This is a genomic window from Acinetobacter sp. CIP A162 (genome assembly GCF_000367905.1).
Lineage (GTDB): Bacteria > Pseudomonadota > Gammaproteobacteria > Pseudomonadales > Moraxellaceae > Acinetobacter > Acinetobacter lwoffii.
The window spans coordinates 1,280,019-1,292,133 of record NZ_KB849159.1; the positions used below are offsets into that span (position 1 = coordinate 1,280,019).

A 12,115-nucleotide genomic window follows, 5' to 3' on the forward strand; every position below is an offset into this window, starting at 1 on the left:
TGATCTTATTTATATTTGAATATAAAAATTCAGGCATCAACGGGTGCCTGTTTTATCTTGCTTTTTCTCCCTTAATGTCACCTGGATGAAACCCATGTCAGCCTTGCTCCAGTTTAGCCAATTTGTCCAAAAAACCTTTGCTTTATGGGTGCTGCTTTTTTCCGGCATTGCCTTGATGATCCCTGAAACTTTTGTCTGGTTACGGGCTTATATTCCGTGGATGTTGGGCATCATTATGTTTGGCATGGGTATGACCATGACGGTAGGCGATTTTAAAAGTGTCCTGCAAAGTCCGAAAGCAGTAGCGATTGGCGTGGTGGCCCAGTTTGTGGTGATGCCAGGTTTGGCTTTTCTACTGTGCAAGCTGTTTCAGCTGCCACCAGAGATTGCCATCGGGGTAATCTTGGTGGGTTGCTGTCCGGGTGGAACCGCATCCAATGTGATTACCTATATGGCCAAGGGCAATACCGCCTTGTCTGTTGCCTGTACCTCGGTTTCGACTTTACTGGCGCCCATTTTAACTCCGGCCATTTTCTATGTGTTGGCCAGTCAGTGGATCGAGATCAATGCCTGGTCGATGCTGGTGTCGATCTTACAGGTGGTGTTATTCCCAATTATTCTGGGCTTAATCGTACGGGCGCTACTCAAGCAAAAAGTCACGGCCTATATTCAGGTGATGCCGTTGATTTCTGTAATAGCGATTGTGGCAATTGTCGCGGCGATTATTGCCGGCAGCAAAACCCAGATTCTGGAATCCGGTTTAATGATTTTAGGAATCGTGGCCTTACACAATGGTATGGGCTATTTACTGGGTTATTGGACCAGTCGTATATTTCACTTGGCAGAAATAGACTGTCGTGCAGTATCCATTGAAGTCGGGATGCAGAATTCTGGTCTGGGTGTGGCCTTGGCGGCAACCCATTTTGCCGCATCACCACTTACCGCTTTACCAAGTGCCATTTTCAGTCTGTGGCATAATATTTCAGGGCCAGCTTTAGCCACTTATTGGGCTGCCAGACAAACTGAAAAAACAGACACCTAATTGCAGTTTGATGACAGCGCACAACAAGCCAGAGCATGATGTTTTATAATTTTAAAAATTAAAATATTAATTTATATCGATTTATCGGGCTTTGTAACATAAGTGTCATGAAGTCTGCCTAAGATCGCCCCTCAATGATGTGAAACAACAGACTGTAATCAGCAGCATTGAGAGGGCATGGAACAATTTCAGCATTCGTCAGCGACCTATTTTAATCGGGAACTTTCCTTATTTGAATTTCAGCGTCGTGTCTTGGCACAAGCACTCGATCCGAATTTACCGATTTTAGAGCGCTTAAACTTCCTGATTATTTTTTCCCGTAACCTGGATGAGTTCTTTGAAATCAGGATTGCCGGGCTGATGAAACAGCAAGACCTGAATGCGACTACCCGGACGCCTGATGCTGTACCCACCGAGCTGATTCTACAAGAACTGTCCCAGTCCATTCATGCCACAGTTAACAAGCAGTATGAGGTGCTGAATCATGCGATTTTGCCTGAACTTCAGGCGCAGGGTATCCAGTTTCTTCAATATCAGGATCTTCTGGAAAAACACAAGGCGTGGATTGCAGCCTTTTTTGCCAAAGAAGTACAACCGGTACTGACCCCGATCAGCCTGGATCCTTCACATCCTTTTCCACGTTTGGTGAATAAAAGTCTGAACTTTATTATCAGCCTAGAAGGTAAAGATGCCTTTGGCCGTGAAATCGAGATGGCAATTGTGCCGGCACCACGTTCCTTACCCTGCCTGATTAAAATTCCGGAAGATGTCACCGGAAACAATACCACCCAGATCTTTCTGACTGCGATCATCCAGCAGCATATCAGTGATTTGTTCCCGGGCATGAAAGCGACCGGCTGTTATGCCTTTCGGGTCACCCGCAATGCCGATCTGGTACTATCGGAAGATGTCGATGATCTGGCGGTGGCTTTAAAAGACGAACTATGTTCGCGCCGCTTTGGTCGTGCAGTACGTCTGGAAATTGAAAATGACTCTCCACAGAACATCATCGACTATTTGCTAGATGAATTTGATCTGACGGAACAGGAACTGTACCGGATTGATGGACCGATCAATTTGTCCCGCCTGAGTACCAGTTTTGAGCGTCCGGAATTAAAGTATCCGCATTTTAGTCCGGTCATTCCGAAAATTTTCCGTAAACAGAAAAGCATTTTTGAAATTTTGAAGGCGCAGGATGTGCTGCTGCATCATCCTTTTGATTCATTCCAGCCGGTGATTACTTTACTGCGGGAAGCGGCCAAGGACCCGGCGGTGCTGGCGATCAAGCAGACGCTGTATCGTAGTGGTCCGGACTCGGAAATAGTCCAGGTGCTGGCAGAAGCCGCACGGAATGGCAAAGAAGTCACGGCCGTGATTGAACTGCGGGCGCGTTTCGATGAGGAATCTAACATCATGGTGGCCAATATCCTGCAAGAAGCCGGCGCGGTCGTGGTCTATGGCATTGTCGGTTATAAAACCCATGCCAAAATGATTCTGATTGTCCGGCGTGAAAATCAGGAATTACTGCGTTATGCGCATCTGGGTACCGGAAACTATCATGCCGGTAATGCCCGCATGTACACCGATTATGGCCTGATGACCACACAGCCGGATATCTGTGAAGATGTGCACCGCATGTTCCAGGAACTGACTGGTATGGGGAAAATGGCCAAACTGAAAGCCTTGCTGCATGCACCGTTTACCCTGCATAGCGAATTGCTGAAACTGATTGAACAGGAAAAGGCATTTGCCCTGGCCGGCAGAGCCGCGCATATCATCATCAAAATGAATGCACTTACCGAACCGCAATTGATTGCTGCCCTGTATCAGGCTTCGCAGGCTGGGGTAAAAATTGACCTGATTGTGCGTTCAATCTGCTGTCTGATTCCACAAGTTACCGGTATGTCTGAAAATATCCAGGTCCGTTCAATCGTAGGACGTTTCCTGGAACATACCCGGGTTTATTATTTTGAACATGGCGGTGCCAAGAAACTGTATTGTGCCAGTGCCGACTGGATGGGCCGTAACCTGTTTTCCCGGGTGGAAACCTGTTTCCCGGTGCTGGATCCAGAGCTGAAAAAACGGATTTATAAAGATGGCCTGATCAGCTATTTAAAAGATTGTCACAATGCATGGGAGTTAGATGCCGAGGGTCAGTGGCATAAAGTCCCCTGTCAGGATCCGGCCCAGCCTTATAATGCCCAGCAATATCTGCTGGAACAAAAACAGTTAAAAATTTAAGAGATAGGCCAAGACACACTGGCGTATTTGTTTTGTACCCATAAAAAAGCCGGATGTTGGATCCGGCTTTTTTAATTAAAACATTCAAGGATATTTATGAGGCTTTGGACTGTTTGGATTTTAGAATTTCAGTTCTAAAAGTCTGTGCCAGCTCGGCGCTTTCAGCATCCATCCCATTCACCACAAAAGCGTGACGGGTCAGGACATTGGTTGGATTCGGCATGCTGACCAGCTGGAAGTGATCACTCACATCTTTCAGCAAGGTGTTCGGTACATGTAAGGCACTTTCTTTCGCGACCAGATGCTGAGTCAGGCGCTCAGCGGCCTGTACCGAGCTGAGCTGCATCTCCTCGACTTTAGAGGCAATCGCGCTACGGGTTTGTAGCACAAAACGTTTTTCTTCACGATAGCGTTTATACAGCACTTCCGAAAGCAGCTGGAACACGGCACTGATCATGGTCAGGCAGGCCAGGGCATTCGGTTTGTCTGCCGCGATACTAATGGTGGCACCTTTTTCATCAAATTTATGTACGGTACAAATATCAGAACTATTCAATTTATAGCGTTGCACACAGAGTTCGGTGGCTTTATTCAGGAAAATCTGGCAGAGATTGAAATAAGGCACTGAAACGGTTTTATTCACGCTATCCAGTAATTGTTTTGGATCGTAGAACTGGATGTTTAAGCTCAGGCTATCGCTCTCCAGTACCGCCGGCTTATGTTCTTTTTCTTTGGCTTTATTTTTCACTGCCTGTTGGGCTTGGGCAATCGCCAGTGCCGCATTATGCTTTTCCTGTTCCAATGCCTGGGTCAGGGTCTGAATCTCGAATTTCAGCCGCGATTCGTTATTGATGCGCGCCAGATATTCAGTCCGGCTTGGACGGGCAATGGCACGGTAAGCCACCCAGATTAACGCGTGAATAATGAACGAGAACAGAATCGCCAGCCATTGCGTGCGCAGAATTTCACCAATACTTGGTTCAATCAGGGTGATTTCAATCACACCGACTTTTTTCTCGTTTTGCAGCGCATCACGGACAAAAACTTCACCCTCGCGAGTTTTGGTCAATCCACCAGTGGCTAAAACCTGAGCTTTCGCATCCAGAATTCGAATGGAAGCTACACTTGGATTGGTGGCATAACGATTTGCCAGCAAAGCCAGAGAAACGCGGTTGGGCGGTTCAAGCTCAGACAGGCTGTCTGTCACCAGTTGACTGGTGATCAGCTGTCCCTGATTGGCACGGTTTTCATTCAGTTGGTGAGTGGTTGCCAATACCAGTAAAAAGGTATGCAGAGCAAAACTTACAATCAATAGGCTAGCAAATAGCCCTTGTCTAGGCGCATTCAACGTAAACTTCCAAGGCAATTCTGTTCAATTTCGATTATGATTCTAACAATAGTTGTAGCTCAGACCCGAGTCAATTCATGCGAGAAATCATTCTTATATCATTCTTAGGACCTGACCAGCCTAATCAATTTACACGATTAATGCAGGTTTTGTCCGCTCATTCCCTACAGATTTTAGATGTAGGGCAAGCGGTTATTCATAATCAGCTAACCTTAGGTATTGTTGTTGCCTCTGAAGACCAGACTGCAACCGCATTAGCCATGAAGGAGATCCTGATTCTAGCACATGATATCGGGTTAACCGTGCGCTTTAAACCGATCTCTGCAACTGAATATGAGCAGTGGGTCAAAGAGGGTGGACGCACACGTTATATCGTAACGGCATTGGCCCCTGAATTAAATGCCTCTCATCTGCAAGCCGTGACCCAGATTGTCTCGGGCCAGGGTTTTAATATTGAAACCGTGACCCGTCTGTCTGGTCGCCCCGTTTTAGATGGTCAGAGTGCCGGTCCAAAACGTGCCTGTGTCCAGTTTGGCCTCAGTGGACAAATGCTGGATGCAGCTGCCATGCGTGCGGCCTGTCTCAGCCTGTCGAATGAACTGAATGTCGATGTCGCGGTTCAGGAAGACAATGCCTATCGCCGTAACCGCCGTCTGGTCTGCTTTGATATGGACTCGACCCTGATCGAGCAGGAAGTGATTGACGAATTGGCAATTGAAGCCGGTGTTGGTGAGCAGGTTGCAGAAATTACCGAACGTGCCATGCAAGGCGAGCTAGACTTCCAGCAAAGCTTCCGTGCCCGTGTTGCCTTGTTAAAAGGTATGGACGCATCGGTACTGCCGAAAATTGCCGAGCGCCTGACCATTACTGAAGGGGCTGAACGCCTGATTTCGACTTTGAAAGCATTGGGTTACCGTACTGCAATTCTTTCTGGAGGTTTTCAGTATTTTGCGGAATATCTGCAAACTAAACTGGATATTGATGAAGTACATGCCAATGCGCTTGATGTGCAGGATGGTGTGGTTACCGGTGAAGTCAAAGGCCATATTGTCGATGGCGCGCGTAAAGCCTTCTTGCTCGGTGAAATCGCCCAGGAGATGGGAATTTCCCTGGAACAAACCATTGCAGTCGGTGATGGCGCCAATGACTTGCCTATGTTATCCATTGCAGGACTGGGGGTGGCTTTCCGTGCCAAACCTCTGGTACGCCAAAATGCCAATCAGGCGATTTCTAGCGTCGGTCTGGACGGTGTGCTGTATCTGCTCGGCGTACATGATAAAGACCTGAACCGTGCATAAGTACAGGCTTTGCTTGATTTTAAACGCGACCTTTGGGTCGCGTTTTTTTATCAAATGGAGCGTAAAACTCTGTTCTTCAGGTCAGAGATATAAGCGACACGACATGAAATGTCGTTTATTTTTTAAGAATCAATAATTTTAATTCAACATGAGCTAATATAAGCCCATGAAAACACTTAAATTACGCATAAAAGACAAACATTGCAAGGTGCTAGACCAATTAGCATCTGAGGTGAACTTTGTTTGGAATTATGTCAATGATTTAAGTTTCAAACACCTAAAAAGAACAGGTGATTTTTTCTCAGCATTCGATATGGCTAAATACACAAAAGGGACTTCAAAATTGTGTGGTCTGCATAGCCAAACGGTGGATGCAATTAGGGAAGAATATGCTGCTAAAAGAAAACAGTTTAGAAAAGCAAAATTAAAATGGCGTGTAAGTAACAAGAAGTCAGCAAGAAGATCGCTTGGTTGGATACCATTCAAAAAATCAGGACTGAAATATGCTGAGGGATGGGTTGAGTATGGAAAAACCAAATTTGGCTTATGGGATAGCTACGGTTTAAACAAATATGCCGTTAGAACAGGCTCATTTGTTGAGGACAGTCGTGGGCGTTGGTATGTGTGCCTGGTCGTGGATTCACCTAAGTTAGATAAACCAACTGCAACTAAAGCTATTGGCATTGATCTAGGCTTAAAAGATATAGCCACCTGTTCTGATGGTACTGTGATTTCAAATCCAAAGTTCTATCGAAAATATGAACAAAAACTAGGTACTGCTCAACGAGCGAAGAATAAAAAGCGTGTTCGTGCATTACACGCCAAGATTGCAAATTGTCGTAAAGATCATTTGCACAAAGCAAGCACCATGCTTGTAAAAGAAAATGCACTGATTATTGTTGGCAACCTGAGTGCTAAAAAACTTGTGAAAACTAAAATGGCTAAATCGGTTTTAGATACAGGATTTTCAGAACTCAAAACAATGCTCAAGTATAAATGCGAGAACGCAAGTGTATTGTTTGAGGAAGTCAACGAAAGTTTCACAACCCAAATCTGCTCGTGCTGTGGTGAGATCACCGCAAGCAGTCCGAAAGGTAGAGCAGATTTGCGAATAAGAGTATGGGAATGTGAAAACTGCTCAAGTGTCCTGGATCGGGATTTGAACAGTGCTAAGAACATACTTGCGCTTGGGCATAAGCGTCTAGCAGTAGGAATCACCCTCCTTTCAGGTGGGTGAGGATGTCAATGCTTATGATGTGAGTTATATAAGGAAGAGTTGAAATATGGCTACAAAAACATCGATCATCTTAAACGGAAAAATAATTTTTTCACTTAAAAAAACTACTGATAATTTTGTAATGACACGCCAACATTGGCGCAGTCATTGATCCACAAAAATGTGAAAAGCAAAAAATGTAATGACAATATAATATCGCGACAAAGTATGTCGTTAGGCTGGATGACAGGACTTTTTTTATGCAAAAAACTCAGCATAATGCAGGCATAGAGATACAAATCAACAGATTCCATTTTATTGATTTAACGAAATTCAATAGATAGAAGCGTTGCAATATCAAGCGGAAACTATCTATCTGGATGGAGGGGGTTATATGGTAACAGCGAATTTAGCAACGATTGTGGGCTTCAGTTTAGTCGCTGTAGCTGTGCTTGCTGTGTTCTTCTCGCCTTATCGTCGCTGGTTAAGCTTTATGGCGGCCGGGATGCTGGTATGGGGCCTGATCGAGGTGATTCGTGTAGGAACTCAAACTTGGTTTGAGCTACCAATGACGTATAGTTATCTGAGTGCGTTAACTGCGGTCATGATGGTCGTGACTGGCCTGTTGTTGCGTGAAGATCGTCGTGCTGAGCGTGCTTTGGCAAAACGCCGTTGCATCGAACATACGCCAGTGTATGAAGACGACCAGCAGCAGCTTTCAAGCCGTTAATTCTACAAGTTGCAATGAAAAAAATGCACCCACGGGTGCATTTTTCAGTTTGGAAATATGATACAAACTGCATAATCCACCTAGCTCAGAACTATGCTAGGATATTTGTCAATTTTCGTACAATTAGAATAGGCATCCTCCATGAAACTGTCGTCCATTCCTGTGTTAAAACTTCCTCTTATTGATATGAGTACAGATCCGCTGGACTTACTGGTCGCAGGTTTAGCTTTACGTATGAAGCAGTTGGCACGTACCAGCCCAAAATTCATTGAACTGGTACATGGACGTCAATTCCGTATCCAGATTGGTACGGATGAAGGCATGGCACGTCAGATTATTGTGGATAACGGTCATATCGATACGGTTTCGGGTGATGCTGAAAAAGCTGATTTTGTGTTGCAGTTTGCCGACAGTGAGCAGGGCGTGAAGACCTTGGTCAAAGGTGACCCGACGGCATTTATGACCGGGATGCAAAGCGGCACGATTAAGATGGAAGGCGACTTTGGCCTGCTGGTCTGGTTTAACCAGGTGGCAAAAATGATTCCACCAAAACTGCCAAAGCCAGTCAAAGAAAAAGTGAAAATGGTACGTCAGTTTATTAAAGAGAAAACTGGTAAGTAGTCTAAAGACTTATTGAATAATCATTTTTCTATTGTAAAGTACCCCCTTTATTTTGAGGGGGTATTTTTTATGAAAAAATTAATTACAGCAAGTTTAATCGCTGCATCAGTAACGATGACAGGATGTGCCAGTATTATTTCAGGATCAACACAAACACTGACATTTAAATCAGTTCCTGAGCAAGCATCTATTTCTATTACAAATAAAGCTGGCGAAAAAGTACATACTGGAGTTACGCCTGCAACAGTGACTCTTAAGCGTGGTAATGGATTTTTTCAACCCGCTGCTTATGATGTAACTTTTAAAAAAGAAGGTTTTCAAACCAAAACAGTTCAAGTAACTGGTACTGTTAATGGTTGGTATGTGGCAAATATCATTTTTGGCGGTCTAATTGGTTTGCTTATCGTTGATCCTGCTACTGGAGCAATGTATACATTAAACCCTAGTGATATCAATGCTGTATTGGATGAAAATCAAACTGCATCACAAAAAGGTCAACAATCACTCACTGTAATGTTGGTTCAAGATATTCCTGAAAACCTTATGAGCCGTGCAAAATATATTACAACGCTCTAAGTTCAAAAATAAGAAGCCCTCAATTCGAGGGCTTTTTTACTGAATCATTCAACTTCTAAATTAAACGTCACCGGTCCATCATTGACCAGATGCACTTTCATGTCAGCGGCAAAAATACCGGTTTGCACATGTTCAAACTGGCTTTGGGCATATTTTACCAGCTGCTCATAAAGTGCTTTAGCCTCGGCAGGCGGCATAGCTGGGCCAAAGTCTGGACGTAAACCTTTTTGGGTTTGCGCCATCAGGGTAAATTGTGAAACCAGCAATAAACCACCGCCGGCCTGGGCAACGTTCCAGCCCATTTTGCCCTGTTCATCATCAAAGAAGCGGTATTTCAATATCTTATCAATCAGCTTTTTGCCTTTTTCCAGATTGTCATCTTTACCTAAACCTAGAAAAACCAGAATTCCTTTTTCAATTTCCCCGGTGGTTTCACCCTCGACCACAACTTTAGCTTCTAAAACTCTTTGTAATAAGGCACGCATTTTACATATGGACTGCTAACAATAGATGGGGGTGATTGTAGCAAGAATAAAATCTGGAGCAGTATGAGATGCTGTTTTTATGAACTTTAAATATCTGAAAATCAATTGCTTAATTTTTATAAATTCATTAAAGCGATTGAATTTATAAAAATAATCTGTTTTATCTATTTATTGTGTTGGCGTATCTTAGCCCATGCAGGAAAGGTAATAAATTGAGAGATTTAGCAATGTTTAAGCGTTCATTACTGGTTGCAATGCTTGCAACTGTCACAGCTGCACAAGCTGCTCCTTTAACGAAAGACAATGGCGCACCAGTCGGTGATAACCAGAACTCGATCACTGCGGGTCCAAATGGTTCTGTACTCCTTCAGGACGTTCAACTGGTACAAAAATTACAACGTTTTGGTCGTGAGCGTATTCCTGAGCGTGTCGTACATGCGCGTGGTACTGGGGCATATGGTGAATTCGTTGCAACCAAAGATCTATCTGATCTTACCCTCGCTTCATTGTTCAAAGCGGGGACTAAAACTCCAGTTTTCCTACGTTTCTCTACCGTAATTCATGGTAAAGGTTCACCAGAAACTCTACGTGACCCACACGGCTTTGCATTGAAATTCTACACTAAAGAAGGTAACTGGGACTTGGTCGGTAACCAGACACCGGTATTCTTCATCCGTGATGCAATCAAGTTCCCGGACTTCATTCATGCCATGAAGCCAAGCCCAGTGACAAATGTTCAAGATGCCAACCGTGTGTTTGACTTCCTGTCGAGCCAGCCATGGGCAACCAACATGCTGACTTATGTGTATGGCAAGCAAGGTGTTCCAACCAGCTACCGCGAACAGGACGGTTTCGGAGTACATGCCTACAAGCTGTATAACGACAAGGGCGAATACAAATACGTGAAATTCAACTTCCGCTCTAAACAAGGCGTGAAGGGCTTGAACGTGAAAGAAGCGGCTGAGCAGCAAGGTAAAGATTTCAACCACTTGACCAATGATCTGTATAACAACATCTATGCGGGTAATTTCCCGAAATGGGATCTGTATATTCAGGTGCTTGATCCTAAAGATCTAAACAGCTTTGATTTTGATCCGTTAGATCCAACCAAAATCTGGCCAACCGAGCTGGTTCCAGAAACCAAAGTGGGTACTTTGACCCTGAACCGTATGCCGAAGAATTTCTTCAACGAGACTGAACAGTCGGCATTTGCGCCAGGTAACCTGGTTCCAGGTATCGAGCCATCAGAAGACCGTCTGCTACAAGGCCGTATCTTTTCTTATTCGGATACCCAAATGTACCGTTTAGGCGCGAATCACCAGCAAATTCCGGTGAACCGTCCCGTAGTGAATGTGAACAACAATAATCAGGATGGCTACATGAATATCTCTGAGCGTGACTCGGATGTGAACTATGAGCCAAGCCGTAAAGAGCCAAAAGCTGCAACTGAAAAAGCGCGTGCGGTACAAACGCCATTATCTGGTCATGTACAGCAAATTGGCGTGAAAGAGCAGAACTTCAAGCAGGCAGGTGAGCTGTACCGTTCATACACAGCTAAAGAGAAAGATGACCTGATCATGAACCTTGCTGCTGACTTAGGTGCAGTGAAAGATTCAGAAACCAAGCACATCATGTTGTCTTATTTCTACAAGGCAGATGCAGACTACGGTACGCGTATGACCAAAGCGGTCAATGGGAACCTGGCGACTGTTAAAGCCAAAGCTGCAAAATTAAAAGACTAATCCCGATTGGTCTTGAGGAACTGGTGACTAGGGCATAGCGCATCACCTCCAAAAAGTCCTGTAATACTCCAAACCTTTCCTGCACCCTAGGGGGAGTCTTACAGGCACTCCGTTTTTCATCTCATCTCAGGATAATTCAGTCTTTCAAGACTTAAATTCCCCTTCGATTTCTGCTGGAGTTCATCATGAAAGTTATGTCATCTGTGTTTTTAGCCAGTATTCTCACGATAGGTTCCGCATTCGCAAACGCGACTGTCGCGAAGGATATCTCCCCCGCTAAAAGCGTGGACAATGTTCAGATGAACTCACAAGAGGAATTGGCCGACCTGTTCTTTGCTGCGGCTAAAATTGGCAATAGCGAAGTCATTCATGAATTTTTAAAACACGGCTTTCCGGTCGATGTACGCAATAAAGACGGTTATACACCACTGATGATGGCGACTTATTATGGCCATCAGGATATTGTCGCCAGCTTGCTTAAACATGGTGCCGACCGCTGTGCTCGAGATAATCGAGGCAATACAGCCTTGATGGGGGCTTTATTCAAGATGGAATTTGCGATTGCCAAGCAGCTGCGTCAGGTGGATTGTGATGCCCAGGCGCAAAAAAACGGACAAAAGACCACAGCCGAATTTGCCAAGGTGATTGGTCAGGAAAAACAGTTGCAGAAACTGATTCAGGAACAGGAAAAAGCTCAGGTCAAATCACAGAAATAAACCGGGTTATGCTTCTGATACTTTTGTCGCAAATACAGCCAGCTGTACGTAAATCCTGCATTATTGCATGACTTTTTATGCTTTAATGCAGAGATAAGCA

11 protein-coding genes are annotated in these 12,115 nt (G+C 44.6%); 9 read left to right on the top strand and 2 right to left on the bottom strand.

Going from position 1 to position 12,115, the window contains the following annotated elements:
* Positions 1-94: 94 nt before the first annotated feature.
* Complete coding sequence (locus tag F995_RS12430) at positions 95-1,042, top strand: bile acid:sodium symporter family protein (RefSeq protein ID WP_004647183.1); 948 nt, start codon at positions 95-97, stop codon at positions 1,040-1,042.
* A 177-nt stretch (positions 1,043-1,219) separates the two neighbouring features.
* Complete coding sequence (gene ppk1 / locus F995_RS12435; protein ID WP_004647184.1) at positions 1,220-3,283, top strand: polyphosphate kinase 1; 2,064 nt, start codon at positions 1,220-1,222, stop codon at positions 3,281-3,283.
* A 94-nt stretch (positions 3,284-3,377) separates the two neighbouring features.
* On the opposite strand, the gene F995_RS12440 is transcribed toward ppk1, so the two are convergent.
* The gene (locus tag F995_RS12440) at positions 3,378-4,631 is read right to left on the bottom strand and encodes a hypothetical protein (protein ID WP_004647185.1); all 1,254 of its coding nucleotides are present in this window, start codon (positions 4,629-4,631) and stop codon (positions 3,378-3,380) included.
* 77 nt (positions 4,632-4,708) lie between these two features.
* On the opposite strand from F995_RS12440, the gene serB reads away from it, so the two are divergent.
* The 5 genes from serB (at position 4,709) to F995_RS12465 (ending at position 9,072) form a co-directional block, all read left to right on the top strand.
* Entirely contained in the window at positions 4,709-5,929 is a 1,221-nt protein-coding gene (gene serB / locus F995_RS12445) for a phosphoserine phosphatase SerB (protein WP_004647186.1), read from the top strand.
* Positions 5,930-6,095: 166 nt separating this feature from the next.
* Positions 6,096-7,166, top strand: coding sequence for an RNA-guided endonuclease InsQ/TnpB family protein (locus F995_RS12450; RefSeq protein WP_004647187.1), 1,071 nt, complete (start codon positions 6,096-6,098; stop codon positions 7,164-7,166).
* 373 nt (positions 7,167-7,539) lie between these two features.
* On the top strand, positions 7,540-7,875 hold the full coding sequence (aciT, locus tag F995_RS12455) for a ciprofloxacin tolerance protein AciT (RefSeq protein ID WP_004647188.1): 336 nt from the start codon (positions 7,540-7,542) through the stop codon (positions 7,873-7,875).
* Positions 7,876-8,016: 141 nt separating this feature from the next.
* Positions 8,017-8,496, top strand: a complete 480-nt coding sequence (locus F995_RS12460) for an SCP2 sterol-binding domain-containing protein (RefSeq protein ID WP_004647189.1) — start codon at positions 8,017-8,019, stop codon at positions 8,494-8,496.
* A gap of 69 nt (positions 8,497-8,565) precedes the next feature.
* Entirely contained in the window at positions 8,566-9,072 is a 507-nt protein-coding gene (locus F995_RS12465) for a hypothetical protein (RefSeq protein WP_004647191.1), read from the top strand.
* A 44-nt stretch (positions 9,073-9,116) separates the two neighbouring features.
* On the opposite strand, the gene dtd is transcribed toward F995_RS12465, so the two are convergent.
* Positions 9,117-9,557, bottom strand: coding sequence for a D-aminoacyl-tRNA deacylase (dtd, locus tag F995_RS12470; RefSeq protein ID WP_004647192.1), 441 nt, complete (start codon positions 9,555-9,557; stop codon positions 9,117-9,119).
* Between the two features lie 227 nt (positions 9,558-9,784).
* Between dtd and F995_RS12475 the strand changes: the two genes are divergently transcribed.
* A complete protein-coding gene (locus F995_RS12475; RefSeq protein ID WP_004647193.1) occupies positions 9,785-11,299 on the top strand; it encodes a catalase in 1,515 nt (504 codons plus the stop codon).
* Positions 11,300-11,484: 185 nt separating this feature from the next.
* Complete coding sequence (locus tag F995_RS12480; RefSeq protein ID WP_004647194.1) at positions 11,485-12,015, top strand: ankyrin repeat domain-containing protein; 531 nt, start codon at positions 11,485-11,487, stop codon at positions 12,013-12,015.
* Positions 12,016-12,115 lie beyond the last annotated feature (100 nt).

Coding starts and splice junctions, on each gene's coding strand:
- F995_RS12430 (WP_004647183.1), top strand. CDS start 95: ATGTCAGCCTTGCTCCAGTTTAGCCAATTTGTCCAAAAAACCTTTGCT.
- ppk1 (WP_004647184.1), top strand. CDS start 1,220: ATGGAACAATTTCAGCATTCGTCAGCGACCTATTTTAATCGGGAACTT.
- serB (WP_004647186.1), top strand. CDS start 4,709: ATGCGAGAAATCATTCTTATATCATTCTTAGGACCTGACCAGCCTAAT.
- F995_RS12450 (WP_004647187.1), top strand. CDS start 6,096: ATGAAAACACTTAAATTACGCATAAAAGACAAACATTGCAAGGTGCTA.
- aciT (WP_004647188.1), top strand. CDS start 7,540: ATGGTAACAGCGAATTTAGCAACGATTGTGGGCTTCAGTTTAGTCGCT.
- F995_RS12460 (WP_004647189.1), top strand. CDS start 8,017: ATGAAACTGTCGTCCATTCCTGTGTTAAAACTTCCTCTTATTGATATG.
- F995_RS12465 (WP_004647191.1), top strand. CDS start 8,566: ATGAAAAAATTAATTACAGCAAGTTTAATCGCTGCATCAGTAACGATG.
- dtd (WP_004647192.1), bottom strand. CDS start 9,557: ATGCGTGCCTTATTACAAAGAGTTTTAGAAGCTAAAGTTGTGGTCGAG.
- F995_RS12475 (WP_004647193.1), top strand. CDS start 9,785: ATGTTTAAGCGTTCATTACTGGTTGCAATGCTTGCAACTGTCACAGCT.
- F995_RS12480 (WP_004647194.1), top strand. CDS start 11,485: ATGAAAGTTATGTCATCTGTGTTTTTAGCCAGTATTCTCACGATAGGT.